This window comes from Brevibacterium sediminis (genome assembly GCF_013623905.1).
GTDB classification, from domain to species: domain Bacteria; phylum Actinomycetota; class Actinomycetes; order Actinomycetales; family Brevibacteriaceae; genus Brevibacterium; species Brevibacterium sediminis.
Genome location: NZ_JABKDD010000012.1, coordinates 22,693 through 46,383, shown reverse-complemented (window position 1 = coordinate 46,383; position 23,691 = coordinate 22,693). Strand labels below are relative to the sequence as shown.

Genomic DNA, 23,691 nt, shown 5'->3' with positions numbered 1-23,691 from the left:
GGTCCGCAGTTGCCGAACCGGGCGTCGATCAGTCGGCTGCGGCGAGCTGTCCGCAGGCGCCGTCGATATCGGATCCGCGGGTATCGCGGATCGTCGTCGGAACGCCCTGATCGATGAGGCGGCGGACGAATTCGTCGGCGACCTCCGGTTCCGAGGCCGTCCACACCGAGCCCGGAGTCGGGTTGAGCGGGATCGGGTTGACATGGACCCAGCCGCGTCCGCGGGCGTTGAGCTTCTTGGCCAGCAGTTCCGCACGCCACGCGTGGTCGTTCATGTCCTTGATGAGCGCGTATTCGATGCTCACCCGCCGTCCGGTCACTTGGTAGTAGTTGTAAGCGGCGTCGATGGCCTCATCGGCCTTCCACCGCGTGTTGACCGGGATCATCTCATCGCGCAGCTCGTCATCGGGTGCGTGGAGGCTGAGGGCGAACGTGACGGGGATGTCTTCGGCGGCGAGTTTGTTGATGCCGGGCACGAGTCCGACCGTGGAGATCGTGATCCGCCTGGCCGACATGCCCAGTCCTTCGGGGCTCGGTCCGACGAACCGGCGCACCGCGTTCATCACTCGCTTGTAGTTGGCCAGGGGTTCGCCCATGCCCATGAAGACGATGTTCGAGACCCGTTCGGGGCCATTCGCCGAGGCGGCCGTGGCCTCCCCGTCGAATGCGGCTTCTCCCGCCGCTTCGTCTTCGTCGGCTTCCGCGCCGAGCGCGGTCTCTCCGGCACCGGGCATATCCGACTTCGGGGCTTCGGCGAGTTCGCCGGCGGCGATGACCTGGTTGGCGCGCACGACCTGTTCGACGATCTCGGCCGTGGACATGTTGCGGGTCAGACCTTGCTGGCCGGTGGCGCAGAACGGGCAGTTCATTCCGCAGCCGCACTGGCTGGACACGCACAGGGTGACCCGGTTGCGGTAGCGCATGAGCACTGATTCGACGAGAGCTCCGTCGAAGAGGCGCCACAGGAACTTGATGGTGTCGCCGTTCTCGGTGCGCAGGCGGCGCACTTCGGTGAGCAGGTGAGGGAAGAACCGTTCCTGGATCTCTGCCCGTTTGTCCTTGGGCAGGTCCGTCATCGCCTCGGTGTCGGTGACATAGTGGCTGAAGTAGTGGGTGGAGATCTGCTTGGCCCGGAAAGCGGGCAGTCCCATCTCCTTGACCGCGTCGACGCGTTCGTCCATCGTCATATCGGCCAGATGCTGAGGAGGCTGCTTGACCCGTGCGGACTTGAAGTTGAGAAGGGGACGGCCATCGCGCATCGGGGTTTTCGATGTCGTGCCGTCGGCATGTTCGACGACGGGCCTGGTCTGCCTTCTGCCTGCTTGAGAACTCACACGGCCATTGTCTCATGTTCGCTGCACGGCTGTCGTGTGTGAGCCGCCACGTCGGGCAGGTGCGAACCGGACAGGGTCAGAGGCAGCCGGGCAGCCGAGTCGGCGGGCCGGTCAGAGGTAGCCGGGCAGGACCGAGAAGAGAACGAGCGCGACCGGGGCTGTCGGTAGGATCGAGTCAAGTCGATCCATGACACCGCCGTGGCCGGGCAGCAGGGTGCCCATGTCCTTGAGTTCGAGGTCGCGTTTGATCATCGATTCGCTGAAGTCGCCGAGAGTGGCGAAAGCAGGGATGACGGCACCGATGACAAGACCGGTCCAGAACGGAGCGTCGACGACGGTGACGGCGAGGATCGTTGCGACCACTGCGGCGAAGACGGTCGAGCCGAGGTAGCCTTCCCAGGACTTCTTCGGAGAGATCCGCGGGGCGATGGGATGCTTGCCCCACAGCACGCCGAAGACGTAGCCGCCGGTGTCGGAGGCGACGACCGCGGCGAGGAAGATGATGACGTAGAAGTTGCCGTCCGGCTGGGTGAGGATGTAGACGATGAAGCAGGCCATGAGGCCGACATAGGTGAGAGCGAAGAGGGAGAGCGAGACGTCTTTGACTGCGTTCTTCCGGCGCTCGACCATCGTGAAGAGCATCACTGCTCCCGCGCTGGCGGCGAAGGTCACCCAGAGCGCTTCGCGGCCCCCGATGAACGTGGCCACGACCATACAGGCCGCCGACACCATGGTGGGCACGCGGGAGACGAGGGAGCCGGAACGTGACAGAGCGTTCGCCAGCTCCCACATTGCGGCGACGATGCCGACAAGGACGATGAAGAGGAACGAGATCGGCAGGAAGATCAGAGACGCGAGCACCACGCCGCCGATGAGAAGTCCCATGCCGATCGCGGCCGGCAAGTTGCGTCCGGCTCGACCGTAATCTTTCGGTTCAGGTTCTGAATCGGTCGCCGCCGCCTCGGCGGTCGGATTCGATTCCGGGTCGTCAGGCGAATACGGCTTGTCCGAGTTGCGCAGGTCTCGACGTTTCGGGAAAGGGGTCTCAACCCGCGCGGCCTCGCCTGACGCATCCGGCTCCCCGAGGGGAGCCGGATCTGTCGCGGGGCTGTCGGACCCTGTCACGGCGATCATCAGACCTCGAGCAGCTCAGCTTCCTTCTGCGCAAGCAGCTTGTCGACGTTCTCCACCTTGCTCTTCGTCAGATCGTCGAGCTCGGAGATGCTGCGAGTGACCTCGTCCTCGCCGGCTTCGCCGTCCTTCTTGATACGTTCGAGAGTCTCCTTGGCGTGACGACGGATGTTGCGGATGGAGACCTTGCCGTCTTCGGCCTTGCCCTTGACGATCTTGACGTATTCCTTGCGGCGTTCCTCGGTGAGGTCCGGGAGGACGACGCGGATGACGTTGCCGTCGTTGGCGGGGTTCGCGCCGATGTCGGAGTTGCGCAGAGCGTTCTCGATATCGGTCAGCGTGCCCTTGTCGTAGGGGGTCACGAGAATCGTGCGTGCCTCGGGCGTCTGGAACGAGGCGAGCTGCTGCAGCGGTGTCGGAGCGCCGTAGTAGTCGATCTCGATATCGGCGAACAGTGCGGGGTTGGCACGGCCGGTGCGGATCGACGCGAAGTCCTCCTGCGTGAATTCGACGGCCTTGTCCATCTTCTCTCTGGCTTCGGCCAGTGTCTCTTCAATCACGGTTGCCTCTTTCCCTCTTCTTAAAGCTTTGGGTTCATTCTATGGGTCATCACTGAAAAATGCCGCACCGAATCATCGCAGGAGTGTTCTCACCTGCGTGGATGCCAAGCGGATGACCGCCTCGGTGGAGACGGTCCCCCACCTTGAGGATCCGCCTGCGTTCAGCGTCGGACCGCCTCGGCGAGGGTGGGTCTCAGTGGACGACCGTGCCGATCTTCTCACCGATGATGGCCTTGCGCAGGTTGCCCTCGCCTTCCATACCGAAGACGTGCATCGGCAGCTTGTTGTCCATGCACAGGCTGAAGGCGGTCGCGTCGACGACTTTGAGGCCTCGCTGCAGGGCGTCTTGGTAACTGATCTCGGAGATCTTCTCGGCCTTCGGGTCGACCTTGGGGTCGGCGGTGTAGACGCCGTCGACACCGTTCTTGGCGATGAGGACCTCATCGGCATGCACTTCAAGTGCGCGCTGGGCGGCCACGGTGTCGGTGGAGAAGTACGGGAGTCCGGCGCCGGCGCCGAAGATGACGACGCGGTTCTTCTCCATGTGCCGCATGGCACGGCGGGGAATATACGATTCGGCGACCTGCGACATGGGGATCGCGGTCTGCACGCGGGTGTCGACACCCGTCTGTTCGAGGAAGTCCTGCAGTGCCAGGCAGTTCATCACGGTGCCGAGCATGCCCATGTAATCGGCACGGGTGCGGTCCATGCCGCGCTGGGAGAGTTCGGCTCCGCGGAAGAAGTTGCCGCCGCCGACGACGATGCTGACCTCGACGTCCTCGGTCGTGGGAGCGACCTCGCGGGCAACTGCGGCCACGACGTCGGGATCGACGCCGATCTTGCCGCCGCCGAAGACCTCGCCGGAGAGCTTGAGCAGAACGCGGCGCCGATGGGAGCGCACCGCGCGGCTGGCGTAGCTGGATTCGTGAACAGGGGTGCTTGTCATGGAGTCCTTCTTCCGTGCGGGCAGGTCTGTACCCGGTGGGATCGTCACTGTGATCGGGCGTCTGGGTCAGTTTAGCGAAAAACGGGGCCGGACCGATTGGTCCGACCCCGCTCCTCGGGTGAGTTCTCACTCACTCGGTGAACCTGGGAAGCAGAGATCTGTCTGCTTCACGGTCAGTGGTGATTCAGGCTCCGACGCGGTAGCGCAGGAAGCCGGTGGCCTTGACGCCGGCGGCCTCGAGGACCTTGGCCACGGACTGCTTGGGATCCTTGGCGAATCCCTGGTCGAGCAGGCAGTTCTCCTTGAAGAAGCCGTTGACGCGACCCTCGATGATCTTCGGCAGAGCCTGTTCGGGCTTGCCTTCGTTCTTCGCGGTGTCTTCGGCGATGCGACGCTCGTTCTCGACGAGGTCGGCGGGAACGTCTTCGCGGGAGAAGTACTTCGGGGCCATAGCGGCGATGTGCACGGCGACATCGTGTGCCACGGTCTCGTCGTCACCTTCGAAGGCCAGCAGCACGCCGACCTGCGGGGGCAGGTCCTTGTTGGTGCGGTGCAGGTAGGAGGCGATCTTGGAGCCTTCGACACGGCCCACGCGACGCAGTTCGACCTTCTCGCCCAGCGAGGCACCGGATTCGGTGATGAACTGGGAGACGGGCTTGCCGTCGGTCTCAGCGGCGAGGAGAGCCTCGGCCGAATCGGCCTTGTTGGCCACGGCAAGCTCGAGGACCTCTTCGGAGAGCTTGACGAACGGTTCGGACTTCGCAACGAAGTCGGTTTCCGAGTTGAGCTCGATCATGGTGCCGACTCCGCCTTCGACGGAGGTCGCGACCAGACCGTCGGAGGTCGAGCGGCCTTCGCGCTTGGTGGCGCCCTTGAGGCCCTTGATGCGCAGGGCTTCCATGGCCTTCGTCTGGTCGCCGTCGGACTCGTCGAGAGCCTTCTTGACGTCCATCATTCCGGCGCCGGTCTTCTCGCGCAGTGCCTTGATATCAGCGGCAGTGTAGTTTGCCATTCCTTCTCCTCAGGATGGTGGAGTTAAACGAAATCAGGACTCGGTCGACTCGGTGGAGTCGGCAGCTTCAGCGGCCGGAGCGGCTTCGGCGTTCTCGGCGTCGGCCGCAGGAGCAGCCTCAGCGGCCGGAGCGGCTTCTTCGGCCGGGGCAGCAGCCTCGGTGCCGTTCTCTTCGGTCTTGCCTTCGAGGAGCTCGCGCTCCCACTCGGGCATGGGCTCGACGGCGGAGACGTTCTTCTCACCGCTCGCGTCGTCCGAGGAGTGGCGGGCGATGAGGCCCTCGGCCACGGCGTCGGCGACGACGCGGGTCAGCAGCGAGACGGAGCGGATGGCGTCGTCGTTGCCCGGGATCGGGTAGTTGACGTCGTCCGGGTCGCAGTTGGTGTCGAGGATGCCGATGACCGGGATGCCCAGCTTCTTGGCTTCGTCGACCGCGAGGTGTTCCTTCTTGGTGTCGACGATCCAGACGGCCGACGGGGTGCGCTGCATGTCGCGGATGCCGCCGAGGGTCTTCTCGAGCTTGTCCTTCTCGCGACGCAGGATGAGCAGTTCCTTCTTGGTGTGCGAGGAACCTGCAACGTCGTCGAAGTCGATCTCTTCGAGTTCCTTGAGGCGGCGCAGACGCATCGAGATGGTCTGGAAGTTCGTGAGCATACCGCCGAGCCAACGCTGGTTGACGTAGGGCTGACCCACGCGCTGAGCCTGCTCAGCGATGGATTCCTGGGCCTGCTTCTTGGTGCCGACGAAGAGGATCGAGCCGCCGTGGGCCACGGTCTCCTTGACGAATTCGAAGGCGTTGTCGATGTAGCCCAGCGACTTCTGCAGGTCGATGATGTAGATGCCGTTGCGCTCGGTGAAGATGAAGCGCTTCATCTTCGGGTTCCAACGACGGGTCTGGTGTCCAAAGTGAACGCCGCTGTCGAGCAGCTGGCGGATGGTGACGACGGCCATGCCGACGCCCTCCTTTCTCTGCACCCTCAGGGTGCTTTTACGTCACGCGCGCGTCGATCGCTCTCAAAGCGAACCTCTGAGGGTCCGCATCGATTCGATCGACGGGATGCGTCGATGACATTTTCGGTTGATTCCTGGTACCCGGTTCGTCCGCCCCACAGGCACACCTGACGGCTGCCTGCACCATGGGAAGGAGAAGAATTCGGATACGCGTAGTCAGAAGACACGCTTCTGCTGGGCTTAAGTCTATCCCGGTTGGGCAAGTCATTTCCAATCGAGATCGATCCCTCGCCGAGGCGGCCCGCCGGGCCGTATCGTCGCACCGACTCTTACGTCGACGGGTGGGGATCGATGGGTGCGGGCGAGTGTCGGAGCGCAGGGTCCCGTCGGGCGTGTGGAGCCGGATTGCCGTCGATTCGGTGCACTCGACCATCGCTTCCTGTGGACGGTCGCCGCACTCGAACGTCTTTGGCTTGTGGGTGGAGGCAGCTCGTCCACAGGGGTGATACTCACGGGTGACACGACCGCGCCCTAGGGGTTTGCATGCTCCCATGACTCACTTCGCGTTCGACCGTCTCCGCCTGCTGCTCCATCTCCGAACGAGACGCTCAAGCCTCGGCTCACCGCAGTCACTGCTCCTTGCCGCGATCATCGCAGCGGCGCTTGTGCTCACGAGCACTCCCCCAACGGCGAGCGCCGCCTCCGGGGCTGCGTCGACACGGACACAGATCAGCCTTCAGAGGAGCGCACCGACGAACTGGGTCACCCCGGTGCCGGCGATGGAGATCATCGAAGCCTTTGATCCTCCGGACAAGCCGTGGCTCAAGGGGCATCGCGGAATCGACGTGCTCGCTGTCGTTGGCGAACCGCTGCGGGCACCGACGGAAGGGACGATCCGCTTTGCCGGCACGGTGGCGGGGACTGCGACCGTCAGCATCCTCACCGAGTCCGATCATGTGCTCACGTTCCAACCGGCCGCGACGTCGTTGAAGAAGGGTGAGGGATTTGCCGCCGTCGAGAAGATCGGCACGGTGGGCAGCGGTGGCCACTGTCAGCGTTCGTGCCTGCATATAGGAGCATGGCCGGCCGCGAGCGATCAGAGGTACGTCGATCCGGGCAAGTTCTTCGGCCAGGAGCAGTCGGCACTTCTGCCTCTGTCACGGAAGCCCGCGAAGGAACCGAAAGGCGGCGGAGATTCGGCCACCTCCGGTGCCGGAGCGTGGGGCGGTCACAGCAATGGGCAGATTCCCGCCTCGGCGATGTGCCAGTTGGAGTCGGCCCCCGGGCAGATGCTGCGCTGCGATGCTCAAGCGGCTTTCGATCGGCTCTCGTCGGCGTTCGAGGCTCGGTTCGGCGCCCCGATCTCGGTCACCGATGCTTACCGGGACTACGCCACGCAGGTGATCCTCAAACGGCGAAAGGGGCGGATGGCGGCGACACCGGGAACGTCGAATCACGGGTGGGCGCTGGCCGTCGACCTCGGCAGCGGGATCAATTCCTTCGGCACCGCGCAGCATCAGTGGATGCGGGCGAATGCGCCGAAGTTCGGGTGGATTCATCCCGGTTGGGCACGGCAGACGGGGTCCCTGCCCGAGCCCTGGCACTGGGAATTCCGGAAGTAGGAGGCCTCGGCCAGGCCGACGCTTCCGCCATGACTCTGCCGGCCAAATCCGTCTCTGTGAGTCTCAGGCTCGCGGGTGTGCTCGCCGGTAGGTGTCCTGCAGACGCTGCATGGATACCTGAGTGTAGATCTGGGTGCTGCTCATCGTGGAGTGGCCGAGCAGCTCTTGGATCTGACGCAGGTCGGCACCGCGGTCGAGCATGTGTGTGGCCGCAGAGTGTCGCAGTCCGTGTGGTCCGATGTCCGGGGCGCTGGGGTCGTCGGAGCCGTACCGGTGAACGAGTTCGCGCACCTGCCTGGCGCCGATGCGTCCCCCGCGAACGCCGAGGAACAGTGCGTCGCCGCTGTGAGGACCGGTGAACAGTTCGCGGGCGGCGAGCCAGTCGTCGAGGGCTCTGCGTGCCGGGGTCCCGAACGGGACGCGACGTTCTTTGTTGCCCTTGCCGAGCACGGTGATCATCGATGCGCGGTGATCGATGTCGCTGCGGTCGAGTCCGGTCAGCTCCGAGACGCGCACCGCAGTGGCGTAGAGCATTTCCAGGATTGCGGCATCGCGGATGCGTTTGGCCGCATCGAGTGGATCGTTCTTGCCGTGCTGTGCGGAATCACCCGTCGTGGTGTCGTCTGCAGCCGGGTCGCTCGTCGAGGAATCGTCTGCCATCAAGCCACTCGTATCCATGCCGTTGTCGGCGCTTCCCCCTTTCCGTCTCCGCCCCACGCCGGTGACTCCGGTTCGGTGGTTCTCGGCGGCGGAGATGAGGTCGGCGGCCTGCTGAGGTTTGAGCACCGTGGGTAGGCGGGAGTCCTTCTTCGGAGTCCGCAGACGCGCGGCCGGGTTGTTCGGCACTCCCAGGTTGCTCACACCGTAGGCGAAGAAGGAGCGCACTGCCGCGATCTTGCGAGCCACCGTCGATTTCGCGGCACCGGCATCGTCCAGGGCGATGAGCCAGGACCGCAGATCGTCGAGTTCGATCGCAGCGATGTCGATCCGTGCGCCGGATGCCGTCGTGAGGTGCCCCTCTCCGCTCCCCTGTCGGAGCTTCGTCGAGTGCACGGCGTGATCGAGGAAGTCGGAGACGTCGGCGACGTAGGCTCGGGCGGTGTGTTCGGAGACGTCACGAGACCTCAGGTGGTCGGCATAGCCTGACACAACCTCGGCGACGGTCGATGATGTGCTCACGTCCCCAGGATACGCGGCGCCGAAGGACGCCGCCGTTTTCCGTCGGCCATCAGGCGTCAGGTGTCGGCCATCAGGCCTCAGCTGAGGATGAACGGCAGCCGTTCGCCTATGTCGCCGAGGACCGATCTCTGCGCCGCGTCCGGTGGTCGTCGTCCCGTGCCGATGAGCAGTGCTTCGGCATCGGTCAGTTCCGCGGGGATCGTCGCCCCGATAGCGTCCTCGAACATCGTCCGGCTTCGAGCGACGCAGCCTGTCGGCGGAGTCGGCGCATTCGGCAGGTGTGCGATGAGATCGAAGTGGTGAAGGGTCCATTCGAGGACATACGCGTTGAGGAAGTCTCCGATCGTGAGCACCATGTGCTGGGTCTCCACCCGTCGTTCGGGGTCGGCGAGCCGAGCGGCCCGGTCGGCGGCTGTGCCCACATCGTCGAGGTGGAACTTCAGCAGCTGCGGGTCCTCATAGGCGGCAGCCAATCGCGGGATGAGCGCGTCGAGGGGATCATCCCCGGTCGGCGGGAAGTCTGTGACAGTCCAGTAGGTTGCTGAGTCGTGGGTCGGTGCGCCCTCGCTCGGTGTCACGAGGGTGATGAGGACGTCCTGGGCATCGATGATGAGGTGGCACACGAGGTCTTGGACGCGCCACCCGGCACAGCCGGAGGCTCGCCCGAAGTCGCCGTCACGCAGTCCGGCGACGGTTCTCAACAGTGCTGTCCAGGCCTGAGAGAAATGGTCGGCGGGAGAGTCTGTGCTCACGTCCTCAGGATACGCGGTCTCCGCGGCGGACTGACGGTCATCGCCGGCATCAGGAGCGCGGTCTGCGCAGCTTCACCCATCCGGTGTCACGGCGTGCGGCCAATCCGGTCAGGTCGAGCGCGGTGAGAGAGTTGAGCGCATCCGCGATCGTCAGCCCTGCCCGGGAAGCGATGGTGCCGACGTCGAGCGGCTTCGACACGGTCAGCGCATTCAGACAGATCTTCTCCCGCTCGTCGAGCCCTTCGCGGGGATCGAGAGACGGCGGGCGTTCTCCACTCCCCACCGCAGCACTGAGCACGGCCGTGTCGAAGAGTGCCGGGGTGTCATCGTCCATGAGCGCGATGACGTCGTCGCTGCAGGTGACGAGTTCCGCTTCGTGTTCGCGCAGGAGCTTGTGTGCTCCGGTCGAGGACGCCGAGTACACGGACCCGGGGAAGGCCGCGACCTGGCGGGAGAGTTCGAGGGCATGTCGGGCGGTGTTGAGTGCCCCGCTGCGCCAGCCGGCTTCGACGATGACGCTCACCTGCGACGAGGCGGCGATGAGTCGGTTGCGCAGCAGGAACCGGTGGCGCATCGGCGTCATTCCGGGTGCAGTCTCGGACACGATGGCACCGGTGGCGAGGATCTGTTCGAACAGGTCGGCGTTCGCCGCCGGGTAGAAGCGGTCGACTCCCCCGGCCATGAATGCCACCGTCGGCGATTCGCGGGCGATGGCGGCACGGTGGGCGGCAGCGTCGATGCCGAACGCGCCGCCGGATACGACGGTGATTCCGCGAGCGGCAAGATCCCACGCGAGGTCAGAGGCGCATTTGGTTCCGTAGTTGCTGGCTGCTCTGGCCCCGACCACGGCAACGGCACGAGTCAGTGCGGCGCTGAGGGAAGCTGCTCCTCTCACCCATAGGCCCAGCGGTGCTGCAGGGCCGAGGTCGTCGAGCATTCGGGGCCACTCATCGTCATCGGGAATGATCAGTCGGCCGCCGATTCTCGCGATCTTGTCCAGGTCGCTCCCGACCGCGTCGGCTTCGCCGGCTCGCACAGCCCACCGGTCGATGGCCGCTGGCAGCTGACTGTGTTCGGCCGCCTCGGTGCCGGTGTCGGCCAGACTTTGGACAGCATTGTGCGCGGTGGTCTCACCGCGACCGACGGCCGTGATGATCGCCAGAGCAGCGACCGGGCCGATTCCGTCGACGAGCTGTTTGAGCAGTCCGTCGCCGGGCTCACCGATGCGCAACAGTGAGGCGATGGCCATGCGTACGTCCTCATGTGTGTTCACGGTCATGACTCCTGTGTCCGCAAGGCGAGCGCCATTCTCATCGTGTCGGGGTCGGGACCCTGCTTTCCCGCCAGGTCGGCCAGAGTGGTTGCGACACGCAGCACCCTGTCATAGCCGCGCATGGTGATCCGGCCGGTGTCGAGTGCCCGGTCCAGGTCCGTCAGGTCTTTCGGTGTGAGTGCGAAGTGTTCGCGCAGCCAGGTTCCGGGCGCTTCGGCGTTGAGCCTCCAGTCGCAGCCGGCGAAGCGTTCCGACTGTCGCTTCCGTGCGCCCGACACGCGGGTGGCCACCGTGGTGCTGGTCTCCTGGTCCCCGCCGAGCCGGATGTCGGCGGGAGAGACGGGGAACAGCTCGAGCTGCAGGTCGACGCGGTCGAGCAGCGGCCCGGAGAGCCGATTGCGATAGCGGCGTTTGTCCAGAGGGGTGCACCGACAGTCCCCGCCGGCGCCGGCCATCCCGACTCCGCAGGGGCAGGGGTTTGCGGCCATGATGAGCTGGAAGGATGCCGGAAGCACCATCGATCCCCAGGCGCGGTGGATGTGGACGCGACGGGATTCCATCGGCTGTCGCAGGGCTTCGAGCACATCGCGTGAGAATTCGGGTGCCTCATCCATGAACAGAACCCCGCGGTGGGCTCGGCTGAGGACTCCGACCGTTCCGGGGCGGCGTCCGCCGATGAGCGCCGAGGCGGTGCTGCGGTGATGGGGTGCCTCGAACGGCGGGCGGTGATCGAATCCGTCACTGCCGTCGAGTTCTCCGCGCAGGGAACGGACGGTGGCGACTTCGACGGCTTCGTCGTCGTTCAGCGGCGGCAGGATTCCGGGCAGGCATTGGGCCAACAGGGTCTTGCCCGCTCCGGGTGTTCCGCGCATGAGCAGGTTGTGGCCACCTGCCGCGGCGACTTCGAGGCCGAAACGTCCTTCGGCCTGTCCTTGGACTTCGCTGAGGTCGTGGAGTTCCGGGTTCACGGGGACGGGCCGGTCCATCTCGAGGACCGCCGGCAGTGCGGGTACGGCCATCGATCCTCCGTAGGCATTGACCACCTCGGCCAGCGAGGCGACCGGGAGGATTCTTGCCCGTCCGATGAGTCCCGCCTCATCGGCATTGCCGATGGGGACGACGAAGCGGTCGAACCCAGCTTGCAGCGCTGTGTGCAGGGACGGGAGCACCCCGGTGACGGGACGGATTCTGCCGTCGAGTCCGATCTCACCGCAGTGGATGACGCTGCCTGTGTCATCGTTGGAGATCAACGAGAGTGCTCTGAGCACGGCGACGGCGATGCCGAGGTCGAATCCGGTGCCGATCTTCGGAACCGTTCCCGGGGTGAGGTTGATCGTCAGGTGTTCTGTGGCGACTGGTTTGCCGAGGTAGGACAGGGCCGCACGAAGGCGCTTGCGTGATTCGCTCACCGAGGCATCCGGCAGTCCGACGATGTCGATTCCCGGCAGGCCCGCGCTGACGCTGGCTTCGATCGACACGATCTTCCCGGTCAGTCCCCACAGGGCCACGGCGGAGGCCCGCCCGATGATGTGCGCCGAGGATGCGGGTTCGACTTCGTCGGCCTCGACCGGCTCGACCAGCCCCGGCGGATCGACCGACTCTGGCGGTTCGACCGGATCGCCCGACGGTTCCTCCCGTCCCAGGGTCTCCTCACTCACGAATCGACCTGGATGTTCGGGCAGTGGAAGTACTGGACGCGCGGTTCCATGATGATCCCGAGTGCGTCGATGCGCGTGGCCGGAAAGTATTCGTCCTGCCCGCTCAGCCAGAACCCTGCCAATGTGCGGATGCGGGCGAGCTTGTTTCGGGTCACGGCCTCCAGCGGTGATCCGAGCATGGCCGTGCGACGCGTCTTGACCTCCACGAAGACCGCGGTGTCACCGTCGCGGGCGATGATGTCGAGCTCACCGCGTGGGCACCGGAAGTTGCGTTCGAGAACGACGAGTCCAGCGTCTTCGAGGAACGCAGCGGCGAGGTCCTCTCCTCTGCTGCCGAGCGCCTGCTTGCGCAGGCCCTTCACGGTCCGCGTGCTCTTCGACGCTCGTGTCCGACCGGGTGTTCGTATCCGTCCCATACCGGTCAGATGACCATGCCGGCAATACTTCAGGGAAGAGCAGAAAAAGGGCCTGTGGACGAGGCCGCCTCATCCACAGGCCGAGGACGGTCGAGTCAGTGCCTCGTCCACAGCAATCGGTGCATGGGTGAGTGAGCCCAGGGTTCGCCGGTGGCCCCGGCGCCCCGTCTCAGCCGCGGATCGCCGTCGGCGGTTCGAGATCGGACTTCGCGATCTCTTCGATATTGACGTCCTTGAACGTCAGCACGTGCACAGTCTTGATGAACCGTGCCGACCTGTAGCTGTCCCACACCCACGCGTCGCGCAGGGTGAGTTCGAAGTACACGTCGCCGGCATCGTTGTGAGCCTTGAGGTCGACGTGGTTGGCGAGGTAGAACCGGCGCTCGGTCTCGACGACATAGGCGAAGAGACCGACGACGTCCCGGTATTCCTTGTACAGCGCAAGCTCGAGTTGTGCTTCGTAGTCGTCAAGATCATCGGCGCTCATAACAGGCCCTCCTTCGCTCCTGAGTCCGCGGTCAGGCGGAAGCTTCTCCGGTGGTGGATGCTGGGTCCGAGTTCGGTGATGCCCTGTCGGTGCTTCACCGTCCCGTATCCCACGTTCGATTCCCAACCATAGTGCGGATGGGCCTCCGCGAGTGCGATCATCGTCTCGTCGCGTGCCACTTTCGCCACGATGCTCGCCGCCGCGATAGCCGGAACGGAGCCGTCCCCCTTGATCACGGTGCGCACAGGCGGCAGTTCGAGGTCGACACAGTCACCGAATGTCCCCAGGCAATCGAGGGTGAGTGGGGCCGAAAGCCAATCGTGTCGACCGTCGAGGAGCACCATCGTCCGGCCCGGGAATTCCCTCGCCGAGGCGGCCGTTCCGTTGACATCGGCACCTCCCGAACCGTTCCTTTCGGAACCGCCCGAACCGTGCCTGTCGGAACGAGCGTCCGCCCATTCGCGCAGCATCGAGATCATGGCGCGACGTCCGGCGAGGTTGAGCGCCATCGTCATCCCCACCTCGTCGAGCTCGGCCGGCGTCGACGATCCCACCGCCGCGACGGTCGCCCACGACCGCACGCGGTCGGTGGCCTCCTGCCTCGACTGCGCGCTCAGCTGCTTCGAATCATGGATGCCGGCGGGCACCTCGGCGGCGGTGAGAATGCGCAGATCGAACAGGGCGACACCGACGCTGACGGGCCCGGCCAGGGCACCACGGCCCACCTCGTCGACGCCGATGACGTAGTCGAATCCCTCGCTCAGCAGTTCCCGTTCGACGCTGAGGTCGGTCAGTCCACGTGCGGCCATCAGTTCCCGCTGAGTCCCTCGGCGGTGTCCGGTACGTCCGCGAAGACCTTGTCGGGTGTCGAGACCCAGCTGAAGTGCTTGAACGGCCAGTTGATGAGGAACACGGTGCCGACGACGTCGTCTTCGGCCACGAAGGGGTCGGTGTCCATGTGGTAGCGCGAGTCGGCGGAGTTGCTGCGGTTGTCGCCCATCACCCAGTAATGGCCTTCGGGCACTGTGACTTCGAATTCGACCTCCGAGGGAGCGGTGCCCTCATCGAGATAGGTTTCGTCGATCGGTTCGCCGTTGACCAGCAGGCGTCCCTCGGCGTCACAGCATCTGATCGTGTCGCCGCCGACGCCGACGACCCGTTTGATCAGCTGATTGCCCGAGTCCGCGGGGGCCAAGCCGATGAATTCGAGGACCGGGTTCGGAGTGTATTCGGCGGTCTCGGCGGCCGAGAGCCAATGGTCCGGGTCGTCGAAGACGATGATGTCGCCGCGGTCGGCGGGTCCGAAGCGGTGAGCCAGCTGGTTGACGAGCACCCGGTCATCGACCTGAAGAGTGGTCATCATGGATTCGGACGGGATGTAGAACGAACGGACGACCCACGTCTTCAGGGCCGTCGAGATGAGCAGGGCGACGACGATGATCGCCAGGGTCTCCAGCAGACCGCGCGCGAACCGTTTCGAGGCGGGCGGCGGGGAAGCTTCGGATTCGCTTGTCATTCGTTCGCTTTCACATCGGACCAGGACTGCGGCTGTGGACTGAACCGAGCGTATCAGCACGACTCTCGCCGCACACTCAGCCGCAGTGCAGTTGCGGTGTGTGCGCTCAGTCGATCGAGGAACCGTGCCCGATCACGGGGCCGATGATCCGATCGGTGGGGATGAATCCCCCACCGGGCCGTCCCAGCAGCGACCTGGAGTCGGCGGAGTCGTTGCGATTGTCGCCCATCACCCACATGGTGCCCTCGGGGACTTCGATGGAGAATTCCACCGACGAGGCGGGGGCCGGCGCATAGTCCTCGGTCAGAGGCTTGCCGTTGAGCAGCAGACGACCCTTCGCGTCGCAGCATTCGAGGCTGTCACCGCCGACGGCGATGACGCGTTTGACGTAGTAGACGTCCCGAGGGCCGAGTCCGACCCAGGAACCGATCTTCTGCAGAGGAGTGGGCAGCGCATCGTCGACGAACGATCCGCGGCCGTCGAAGACGACGATGTCTCCGCGTTGGAGGTCTCCGCGCAGGGCGTCCGGGCGCCACACCGTGATCGAATCATCGACATTGAGCGTCGGCTCCATCGAGGCGCTCGGAATGGTGAAGCGCTGGATGACGAATCCGCGGATCGATCCGCCGAGCACGATGATGACGACGACGATCGCCACGATCGCCTTCCAGAACCGTGCCGAAGACAGAAGACGCGACCCGAAGGTCGCGTCTTCATGTCTGTTCGGCACCTTGTGATCATCGCCCACAGTGCCGGGCAAATCAGGCCTTTTCGCGGATGCGAGCAGCCTTGCCGCGCAGTTCGCGCAGGTAGTACAGCTTCGCACGGCGCACAGCGCCGCGGGTGAGCACCTCGATCTTGTCGACGTTGGGCGAGTGCACCGGGAAGGTACGCTCCACACCGACGCCGAAGCTGATCTTACGGACGGTGAAGGTCTCGCGAACGCCGTCGCCCTGGCGACGGATGACGATTCCCTTGAAGACCTGAATACGCGAGCGCGAACCTTCGATCACCTTGACGTGAACGTTGAGGGTGTCGCCCGGACGGAATTCGGGAACGTCAGACTTCAGCGAGGCTGCATCTACAACATCGAGCTTCTGCATTGTGGTTTCTCCTGTGGCCTCTGCTTCAGGTCGAGGACACGCATATCGGACCGGTGTTCCGGTAACTGGATCGTCTGTCGGGATCTCTCCCCGTCGACCCGCCGAATCGATGCGACGGGCCACCGTGGGCACTCATCCCCCTGAAGCAGGTGAGTGCCAACAAACGCGACGCTCTATTCTGTCACGGTTGAGCGCTCAGACTCAAACCGCTCAAGCGCGGCCAGGTCGTCCTTGCTCAGGTCATCGAGCTTCTCGAGCAGATCCGGTCTGACATCCGCGGTGCGTTCGAGACGTCGGTCACGTCGCCACCTGGCGATCGCAGCGTGGTTGCCGCTGAGCAGGATCTCGGGCACTTCGCGACCGCGCCAGTTCGCCGGCTTCGTATAGATCGGGTATTCGAGCAGTCCGTCTTCGTGGCTTTCCTCGGTCAGCGACTCGGGGTTTCCGATGACGCCGGGGATGAGGCGGGTGACCGCTTCGATCATCACCATCGAGGCGACTTCACCGCCGTTGAGGACGTAGTCGCCGATGCTCATGGGCAGCAGGTCGAAGTGCTCCCCGGCCCAATCGATGACGCGCTGGTCGATTCCTTCGTAGCGTCCGCAGGCGAAGACGAGGTGGTCGCGGGCGGCGAGATCCTCGGCGATGCGCTGATCGAACACCTGCCCGGCAGGGCTGGGCACGATGAGCGTCGGCTTGCCTCCGACTGCCGGACCGGCGGTCCGAGCACCGTCCGCACCTTCGTCCACCGCAGCGCTGCCGCGACCTGCCAGGATGTGCTCGAGAGCCAGCGCCCAGGGTTCGGCCTTCATGACCATTCCCGCTCCCCCACCGTAGGGCGAGTCATCGACGGTGTTGTGCCGGTCGAAGGTGAAGTCCCGCAGGTCGTGGACGCCGAGGCTCAGCTGACCACGATCGACGGCCTTGCCGATGAGCGAGAGCTGCAGTCCGGCGAGGTATTCGGGGAAGATTGACACGACGTCGATCGACATCTGCGGTCCGACCACGTCGGCGCAGGTCGCACCCTGGGTCACCGGGTCCGTTCCGGTCGCCTCGGCGGGGGTGTCGGTGCCAATCATCGGGGACGATTCGGGCATCGGGGATGGTTCGCTCATTCGGCGTCGAAGAGGCCGGCGGGCGGGGTGACGGTGACGCGTCCCGATTCGATGTCGACGTCGGGCACGATCTCGGTGACGAAGGGGATGAGCACAACGTGTCCGGCGGTGTGCTTCATGTGGAGCAGATCCTGGGCGGTGCCGTTCGTGACGTCGACGATCTCGCCGACGAGGGCGTCGTTCTCGTAGACCTTGAGGCCGATGAGGTCGTCGAGGTACCAGGCGTCGGTTTCGTCTTCGTCCTCATCCGCTTCGGCGAGGATGAGGGTGTTGCGGATCTCCTCGGCGCGGTTGCGGTCGGGGACCTCGTCGAAGGCCAGGAGCAGGCGGTTGCGATGCCACCTCGCCGACTTCAGCGTCAGCTCTCCGATATCGGGATCGGTGGCGAAGGTCGCCCCTGGATTGAGCCGGTCCTCGGGCCGGTCGGTGCGCACCTCGACGGTGAACTCGCCCTTGATTCCGTGCGGCTTGCCCAGCCGGGCGATCACCGTGTCCATACTGCTCCTCGAAGTCTGCTGTCGCTGTCTGTCCGGCCGGACCTGCACCCGGGTGACTGCGTTTCTGCGGTCGTACGGCGGGCCGCCGTGTTCTGGCACCAGTGTAGTCGGCGACGGTTAGGTGAATACACGAGAGGGGATGCAACGCATGTGCGCAGCATCCCCTCTCGGATGTTGGATTTACGCCTCGATGAGGTCCACTCGCACCGACTCACGGCCGGCCAGCGAGTTCATCACGGTGCGCAGGGCCTTGGCGGTCCTGCCTGCACGGCCGATGACCCGGCCGAGGTCTTCGGGGTGAACCCGGACCTCGAGGGTCGTGCCGCGCTGCGAAGAACGCGAACGAACGGAGACGTCGTCGGGATGATCGACGATTCCGCGGACCAGATGTTCGAGCGAATCAGGCAACATCTCAGGCTTCAGCGCTTTCTTCAGCGGCCTCAGGTGCGGCTTCGGCTGCTTCCTCGGCCGGCGCCTCGGCAGCTTCAGCGGACTTGCCGCCCTTCTGCGTGATGGCTTCCTTGACCACCGATTCGGCGTTGGGGGCCACGTAGGCTTCCTTCTCCGGCTGCGGCTTCACGGTGTTGACCGCTTCGCCTTCGCCGGTGAACTTCTGCCAGTCACCGGTGAGCTTGAGCAGAGCCTTGACCTGGTCGCTCGGCTGTGCGCCGACGCCGAGCCAGTACTGTGCGCGCTCGGAGTCGATCTCGATGACCGAAGGCTCACGGGTCGGGTGGTAGATGCCGATCTGTTCGATGGCCTTACCGTCACGACGGGTCTTCGAGTCAGCGACGACGACGCGGTAGAAGGGTGCACGGATCTTGCCCATGCGGGTCAGACGAATTTTGACTGCCACTTTAGTGGTGTCTCCTTTTGTGTTCTGTGTGCACAGCTGTACCAGAAGAATCGTGGGGTTGATCTGCTGGAAGCCGCGGCTCGGACTATCACTTCGGCGCGGATGAGAGGGCCCGGACCGAGAGCAAAAGTACAAGAGTCAATTGTGCCAGAAGGCTCTACTTCTTGCCACCTGGGAAGATTCCGCCGAAGCCCTTGGGCAGGTTCGCCGGATCGAATTCCTCGTCCTTGCCCAGATCGACTCCGCCGAAGGCCGAGCCGACCGGGTCCTGGGTCTTGCCCGCCTTCTTGTCAGCCAGAGCCTGCGCCTCCTGCGCACGCTTGGCCGGGTTGCCCGACTGACCGCCCTTGCGGCCCTTCTTCTTCCCTGCGGGTTTCTTCTTCTTGCCACCCGCGGCACCAGGCATTCCGCCCATTCCGGGCATCTGCGGCATACCTCCGCCGCCAGGCATTCCGGGCATTCCGCCACCGCGGGTCATCGACCGCATCATCTTCTGCGCTTGAGTGAAGCGCTCCATGAGCTGGTTGACCGCGGTGACCGTGGTGCCGGCACCCTTGGCGATGCGGGCACGGCGGGAGCCGTTGAGGATCTTCGGGTTGGAGCGCTCCTGGGGTGTCATCGATCTCACAATCGCTTCGACCCGGTCGACCTCGCGCTCGTCGAAGTTCGCCAGCTGCTCCTTGTACTGGCCCATACCGGGCATCATGCCCAGCATCTTCTTCATCGAGCCCATCTTCTTCAGGCCCGCCATCTGCGTGAGGAAGTCGTTGAGGTCGAAGTCCTCGCCGGATTCGACCTTCTTCTTCAGCTTCTCGGTCTCTTTTTCGTCGAAGTTCTTCTCGGCCTGCTCGATGAGCGTCATGATGTCGCCCATGTCGAGGATCCGGTCGGCCATCCGGTCCGGATGGAACTGCTCGAAGTCCTTCATCGATTCGCCCGTGGAGGCGAACATGATCGGCTTTCCGGTCACCTCGGCGACGGACAGCGCGGCACCACCACGGGAGTCGCCGTCGAGCTTCGAGAGCACGACACCGGTGAAGTCGACGCCGTCGAGGAACGCCTCGGCGGTCTTCACCGCGTCCTGACCGATCATCGCGTCGATGACGAAGAGGACTTCGTCGGGGTTGACCGCGCTGCGGATGTCCGCGGCCTGCTGCATGAGCTCCTCGTCGATGCCGAGGCGACCGGCCGTATCGACGATGACGACGTCGTGGAGCTTGGACTTCGCGACCTCGATCGAGTCGGTGGCGACCTCGATCGGATCGCCGACGCCGTTGCCCGGTTCCGGGGCGAAGACCACGGCACCGGCACGTTCGCCGACGATCTGGAGCTGGTTGACGGCATTGGGACGCTGCAGGTCGGCCGCGACGAGCATCGGCCGGTGTCCCTCGGACTTCAGCCAGTGCGCGAGCTTTCCTGCCAGGGTGGTCTTACCGGCACCCTGGAGACCGGCGAGCATGATGACCGTCGGCGGCCGCTTGGCGAAGTTGAGTCGACGGGTCTGACCGCCGAGGATGCCGACGAGTTCGTCGTTGACGATCTTGACGACCTGCTGGCCGGGATTGAGTGCGCCCGAGACCTCCTCGGACAGGGCGCGTTCACGGATCCGGCCGGTGAAGGCACGCACGACAGGCAGGGCGACGTCGGCGTCGAGCAGGGCACGTCTGATCTCACGGATGGTGGCATCGACGTCGGCTTCGGACAGCCGGCCCTTCCCGCGCAGATTCTTGAAAGTCGCGGTGAGCCTGTCGGACAGAGAGTTAAACACGTACAAGCCTTCTTCACGATGGTTTGGTCGACTCTCTAGACTAGCAACTCACCCGGGTCCGGCTGAAACCGCGGATGCTGGCAAACCCCCGTGAGCCCCGGTGAGTCCCAGTGAGCCTGCCCCGGGGACAGGAGCCACTCCGACCAGATCACTGGCTCGGCCGCAGGAATCCTGCGGCAACTTCTCAATTCCTTCGCCGAGGCTGCCCGCCGTACGCCACTCGCGAGGCATCCCTCACCGCTAGCGGTTCACCCGACATTTCCTCGCAAAACACGCTGGCAGTCGCATACCCAATCGTTGCACCAAGGCGGACTGCGAGGAGCGGTGAGGGATGCTGCTCGCCGCAGAGGTGATGGCCGAAATTCAGCCGACCGCGGCCGGCGACCGGGGAAGCCGGCGCCGGCGGCCGTGGATCACCGGAAGGAGTAGGCCTGCTCCGCGTGCTCGTAGGTGTCGATGCCCTCGAGCTCCTCGCGCGGGTCGATCCGCAACCCCATCGTCTGCCGCAGCACCAGCGAGATGGCCAGCGTGACGAGTCCGGCGAAGACGATGGCCACGAGGCAGGCGAGCACCTGTGCGATGAGCAGTTCGAGTCCGCCGCCGTAGAAGAGACCAGCCGGTCCGTCCTCGTGGGGGAAGGCGAAGAAGCCGATCATCACGGTGCCGATGATTCCCGCGACGAGGTGGACGGCCACCACATCGAGCGCATCGTCGTAGCGCAGGCGGTTCTTCGCTTCGACGGCGAAGATCGCTCCCGCTCCTGCGGCGATGCCGATGAGCACGGCGGCGTAGGGATCGACGTTGGCGCACGCCGGGGTGATCGCAACGAGGCCGGCGATCGCACCCGAGACGCTGCCGATGCTGGACGGTCGCGAGGCCCGCAGCCGTTCGATCATGATCCAGGTGATCATGCCGGCGGCCGGAGCGGCCAGGGTGTTGATCCAGATGAGTCCGCCCTGTTCGATCGTCGAGGCGGCACCGCCGTTGAAGCCGAACCAACCGAACCACAGCAGAGCCGCACCGAGCACGGTGATCGGAATGTTGTGCGGCTTGTGCGGGGTCGAGAAGCGGGCGCGGCGACCCATGACGACGACGAGGACGAGTGCGGAGATGCCGGCATTGATATGAACGACGGTGCCGCCGGCGAAGTCGATGGCGGGCCCGAACAGGCTGCCGATCGCTCCGGATTCGCTGAGCAGTCCGTCGCCCCAGACCATGAACGCCAGCGGGCAGTACACGAGCGTCACCCAAGCGGCCGAGAAGACCAGCCAGGTGGAGAATTTCGCTCGGTCGGCGACGGCACCGGCGATGAGTGCGATCGCGATCATCGCGAACGTCGAACCGTAGCCGATCGAGATCAGCGAGGCGGGGTCGTCGGCGACGGCACCGGTGAGTCCGAGCTGGGACAGCGGATTACCGACGAGCCCGGCGATCGAATCACCCGAGCTCAGTCCGTATCCGTAGAGCACCCAGACGAGCCCACCGACGGCCATTGCGGAGAAGACCATCATCATCATGTTGATCGCCGAGGTGATTCGCGTCATCCCGCCGTAGAAGAACGCCACCCCGGGGGTCATGAGCAGGACCAGCCCTGCCGCGACCATCATCCATACGTTCACTGCATCGAGTTCCATGTCGTCTCTCATCTGTCGAAGCCGGTTCCGGATCGAACCGCGCAGAGACAGTTTCCATGACGCATGTCACAGTGATGATTCGGCTATGTTTCGTGATTATGACAAGCCGGGTCTCACCCAGCATTCACAAGGGTGAGACCCGGCAGAATCCATCCGCAGATTCGGTGTGCGAAATCAGTCGAGCAGTGCGTCGACGAACCCTTCGGCGGTGAACGGCGCCAGGTCGTCCGCGCCTTCGCCGAGGCCGATGAGCTTGACCGGCACCCCGAGTTCACGCTGGACGGCGACGACGATTCCGCCCTTCGCGGTGCCGTCGAGCTTGGTGAGCACGATCCCGGTGATGTCGACCGCCTCGGCGAAGACCTTCGCCTGCTGCATGCCGTTCTGGCCGGTGGTCGCGTCGAGGACGAGGAGCACTTCGTCGATCTCGTGGCCCTCCCCCAGCGGTCGGGTGGCTACGCGCTTGACCTTGCCGAGTTCGTCCATGAGTCCGCGTTTGTTCTGCAGACGTCCGGCGGTGTCGATGAGGACGACGTCGGAACCGTCGGCCTGTCCCTTCTCGACGGCCGAGTAGGCCACCGAGGCGGGGTCGGCACCTTCTTCCTTGCGCACGGTTTCGACGCCGACGCGTTCACCCCATGTGGCCAGCTGTTCGGCCGCGGCGGCGCGGAAGGTGTCCGCGGCGCCGAGCAGCACGGACTTGTCCTCGGCGACGAGCACGCGGGCGATCTTGCCCACCGTCGTCGTCTTCCCGGCACCGTTGACCCCGACGACGAGGATGACGGAGGGGTCACCGTCCTTGCCGGTATCGGCGAGCGAGCGGTCCATCGTCGGATCGACGAGTTTGATGAGCTCTTCGCGCAGCAGCCCGCGGACCTCTTCGGGATCCCGGGTGCCGAGCACCTTGACGCGTTCGCGCAGGCGGTCGACGAGTTCGGTCGTCGGTTCGACGCCGACGTCGGCGAGGATGAGCGTATCCTCGATCTCCTCCCATGCGGACTCGTCGAGGTTGTCACGGGAGAGGAGGTTGAGCAGTCCGCGTCCGAGCCCGCTGTTCGACTTCGCCAGGCGTTCACGCAGGCGGACGAGGCGGCTGGCCGGTTCGGTGGGGACCTCGGAACCGCGCGCTTCGGCTTTGTCCTTCTCGACCGCCTCGGCGACGTCATCGATGCTCAGCTCACCGGTGACCTCCGCATCGATGCCGCGCCTGTCATCGAGGCCCTTCTTACGCGCATTGACGCGCAGCGAGATACCCACGCCGACGACGAGAGCGAACACGATCGCTGCGACGATGAGCAAGATGATCGGCTGATCCATGGTTCTTCCGTCCTCCTTTGAGTGCCGCCGTTCGGGCCGCCGGCACTCGAGTTCCCGGACTCTTCCGGTGGTGTCAGTGTGTCGGTGAGCGCGCCGGAATCAGTCGGCGCGGTTTCCATTGTCGCGGGCCTCGACCGCTCGAGGCCGCATGGGTCTTAAGGTCAGGAACCGCGGCTGCCGAAGAGCAGCCCGGCGGTGGTCTTCCACCCTGTTCCCGACTCGGGGATCTTCCAGTGGCGGGTGCGCGGGCGGACCGTGATGAGCGAGGGCGCGGCATGGCGTCGGGGCTGTGGCCGGAGCACATAGGAGTGGTCGCGGATCGCGGTCACCGCCGCCTGTTCCCTGGTCGCCAGGTGCGAGGTGCCGTCATCGTGGCCGAAGAATTCGTGGACTTCGTCGTCGTAGCCGGTCCACTCGGGCGGCAGACGGAATCGCTGCACGTCGGAGGAGTATCGCAGGCGTCCTTCGGCGCGCAGGCCGGGCAGAGCCACGAGAAGGACGACGACGAGTGCCAGGGCGAAGGAGATCGCAAGTCCGACGATGACGACAAGTACCGAATTCATGC

25 protein-coding genes are annotated in these 23,691 nt (G+C 65.0%); 1 reads left to right on the top strand and 24 read right to left on the bottom strand.

The genetic code is table 11. The features are described 5' to 3' along the window. Window positions 1–28: 28 nt before the first annotated feature. The 6 genes from rlmN to rpsB form a co-directional block, all read right to left on the bottom strand. Window positions 29–1,258, bottom strand: coding sequence for a 23S rRNA (adenine(2503)-C(2))-methyltransferase RlmN (gene rlmN, locus HK108_RS14465; RefSeq protein WP_181272057.1), 1,230 nt, complete (start codon window positions 1,256–1,258; stop codon window positions 29–31). A 186-nt stretch (window positions 1,259–1,444) separates the two neighbouring features. Beyond that, window positions 1,445–2,467 (bottom strand): phosphatidate cytidylyltransferase, encoded by a 1,023-nt coding sequence (locus HK108_RS14460; RefSeq protein ID WP_181272027.1) that lies wholly within the window; start codon window positions 2,465–2,467, stop codon window positions 1,445–1,447. After that, window positions 2,467–3,024 carry a ribosome recycling factor gene (gene frr / locus HK108_RS14455; RefSeq protein ID WP_101544639.1) on the bottom strand — a complete coding sequence of 186 codons (558 nt, stop codon included), beginning with the start codon at window positions 3,022–3,024 and terminating at the stop codon, window positions 2,467–2,469. The genes HK108_RS14460 and frr overlap by 1 nt, the downstream gene beginning before the upstream one ends. A 193-nt stretch (window positions 3,025–3,217) precedes the next feature. Next, window positions 3,218–3,970, bottom strand: coding sequence for a UMP kinase (gene pyrH / locus HK108_RS14450; protein ID WP_139468802.1), 753 nt, complete (start codon window positions 3,968–3,970; stop codon window positions 3,218–3,220). A 184-nt stretch (window positions 3,971–4,154) separates the two neighbouring features. Further along, complete coding sequence (gene tsf / locus HK108_RS14445) at window positions 4,155–4,982, bottom strand: translation elongation factor Ts (RefSeq protein WP_101544635.1); 828 nt, start codon at window positions 4,980–4,982, stop codon at window positions 4,155–4,157. A 33-nt stretch (window positions 4,983–5,015) separates the two neighbouring features. Continuing rightward, window positions 5,016–5,933, bottom strand: a complete 918-nt coding sequence (rpsB, locus tag HK108_RS14440; protein ID WP_101544634.1) for a 30S ribosomal protein S2 — start codon at window positions 5,931–5,933, stop codon at window positions 5,016–5,018. A 551-nt stretch (window positions 5,934–6,484) separates the two neighbouring features. Here rpsB and HK108_RS14435 point away from each other — a divergent pair. Then, complete coding sequence (locus HK108_RS14435) at window positions 6,485–7,555, top strand: D-alanyl-D-alanine carboxypeptidase family protein (protein WP_181272026.1); 1,071 nt, start codon at window positions 6,485–6,487, stop codon at window positions 7,553–7,555. Window positions 7,556–7,618: 63 nt separating this feature from the next. Here HK108_RS14435 and HK108_RS14430 read toward each other — a convergent pair whose 3' ends face one another. From HK108_RS14430 to HK108_RS14345, 18 genes are all read right to left on the bottom strand, one after another. Continuing rightward, window positions 7,619–8,734 carry a tyrosine recombinase XerC gene (locus HK108_RS14430; RefSeq protein ID WP_181272025.1) on the bottom strand — a complete coding sequence of 372 codons (1,116 nt, stop codon included), beginning with the start codon at window positions 8,732–8,734 and terminating at the stop codon, window positions 7,619–7,621. 77 nt (window positions 8,735–8,811) lie between these two features. Further along, window positions 8,812–9,486 (bottom strand): maleylpyruvate isomerase N-terminal domain-containing protein, encoded by a 675-nt coding sequence (locus HK108_RS14425; protein WP_181272024.1) that lies wholly within the window; start codon window positions 9,484–9,486, stop codon window positions 8,812–8,814. A 49-nt stretch (window positions 9,487–9,535) separates the two neighbouring features. Continuing rightward, the gene (dprA, locus tag HK108_RS14420) at window positions 9,536–10,765 is read right to left on the bottom strand and encodes a DNA-processing protein DprA (RefSeq protein ID WP_181272023.1); all 1,230 of its coding nucleotides are present in this window, start codon (window positions 10,763–10,765) and stop codon (window positions 9,536–9,538) included. Further along, entirely contained in the window at window positions 10,762–12,417 is a 1,656-nt protein-coding gene (locus HK108_RS14415) for a YifB family Mg chelatase-like AAA ATPase (protein ID WP_268236683.1), read from the bottom strand. Before HK108_RS14415 ends, dprA begins: the two co-directional genes overlap by 4 nt. Continuing rightward, window positions 12,414–12,833, bottom strand: a complete 420-nt coding sequence (locus tag HK108_RS14410; RefSeq protein WP_139908445.1) for a YraN family protein — start codon at window positions 12,831–12,833, stop codon at window positions 12,414–12,416. Before HK108_RS14410 ends, HK108_RS14415 begins: the two co-directional genes overlap by 4 nt. 169 nt (window positions 12,834–13,002) lie before the next feature. Next, window positions 13,003–13,320 carry a DUF2469 domain-containing protein gene (locus HK108_RS14405; RefSeq protein ID WP_025777313.1) on the bottom strand — a complete coding sequence of 106 codons (318 nt, stop codon included), beginning with the start codon at window positions 13,318–13,320 and terminating at the stop codon, window positions 13,003–13,005. After that, window positions 13,317–14,129, bottom strand: coding sequence for a ribonuclease HII (rnhB, locus tag HK108_RS14400; protein ID WP_181272022.1), 813 nt, complete (start codon window positions 14,127–14,129; stop codon window positions 13,317–13,319). The genes HK108_RS14405 and rnhB overlap by 4 nt, the downstream gene beginning before the upstream one ends. Next, the gene (gene lepB / locus HK108_RS14395; protein ID WP_181272021.1) at window positions 14,129–14,836 is read right to left on the bottom strand and encodes a signal peptidase I; all 708 of its coding nucleotides are present in this window, start codon (window positions 14,834–14,836) and stop codon (window positions 14,129–14,131) included. The genes rnhB and lepB (HK108_RS14395) overlap by 1 nt, the downstream gene beginning before the upstream one ends. Before the next feature lie 106 nt (window positions 14,837–14,942). Next, window positions 14,943–15,566 (bottom strand): signal peptidase I, encoded by a 624-nt coding sequence (gene lepB / locus HK108_RS14390; RefSeq protein WP_139468809.1) that lies wholly within the window; start codon window positions 15,564–15,566, stop codon window positions 14,943–14,945. Window positions 15,567–15,597: 31 nt separating this feature from the next. After that, a complete protein-coding gene (gene rplS / locus HK108_RS14385) occupies window positions 15,598–15,939 on the bottom strand; it encodes a 50S ribosomal protein L19 (RefSeq protein WP_025777317.1) in 342 nt (113 codons plus the stop codon). Window positions 15,940–16,112: 173 nt separating this feature from the next. Continuing rightward, entirely contained in the window at window positions 16,113–16,931 is an 819-nt protein-coding gene (trmD, locus tag HK108_RS14380) for a tRNA (guanosine(37)-N1)-methyltransferase TrmD (protein WP_181272055.1), read from the bottom strand. 119 nt (window positions 16,932–17,050) lie between these two features. Further along, window positions 17,051–17,551: a ribosome maturation factor RimM gene (gene rimM, locus HK108_RS14375; RefSeq protein WP_181272020.1), complete on the bottom strand. Its 501-nt coding sequence runs from the start codon at window positions 17,549–17,551 to the stop codon at window positions 17,051–17,053. 180 nt (window positions 17,552–17,731) lie between these two features. Beyond that, window positions 17,732–17,962 (bottom strand): RNA-binding protein, encoded by a 231-nt coding sequence (locus HK108_RS14370; RefSeq protein ID WP_039210974.1) that lies wholly within the window; start codon window positions 17,960–17,962, stop codon window positions 17,732–17,734. Window position 17,963: 1 nt separating this feature from the next. Continuing rightward, the gene (gene rpsP / locus HK108_RS14365; protein ID WP_181272019.1) at window positions 17,964–18,407 is read right to left on the bottom strand and encodes a 30S ribosomal protein S16; all 444 of its coding nucleotides are present in this window, start codon (window positions 18,405–18,407) and stop codon (window positions 17,964–17,966) included. A gap of 157 nt (window positions 18,408–18,564) precedes the next feature. Continuing rightward, window positions 18,565–20,175, bottom strand: a complete 1,611-nt coding sequence (ffh, locus tag HK108_RS14360) for a signal recognition particle protein (RefSeq protein ID WP_181272018.1) — start codon at window positions 20,173–20,175, stop codon at window positions 18,565–18,567. A gap of 413 nt (window positions 20,176–20,588) precedes the next feature. Then, window positions 20,589–21,809: an ammonium transporter gene (locus HK108_RS14355; RefSeq protein WP_139908450.1), complete on the bottom strand. Its 1,221-nt coding sequence runs from the start codon at window positions 21,807–21,809 to the stop codon at window positions 20,589–20,591. A gap of 174 nt (window positions 21,810–21,983) precedes the next feature. Beyond that, entirely contained in the window at window positions 21,984–23,126 is a 1,143-nt protein-coding gene (gene ftsY / locus HK108_RS14350) for a signal recognition particle-docking protein FtsY (RefSeq protein ID WP_172171297.1), read from the bottom strand. Window positions 23,127–23,287: 161 nt separating this feature from the next. Then, window positions 23,288–23,689 (bottom strand): hypothetical protein, encoded by a 402-nt coding sequence (locus HK108_RS14345; protein ID WP_025777325.1) that lies wholly within the window; start codon window positions 23,687–23,689, stop codon window positions 23,288–23,290. Window positions 23,690–23,691 lie beyond the last annotated feature (2 nt).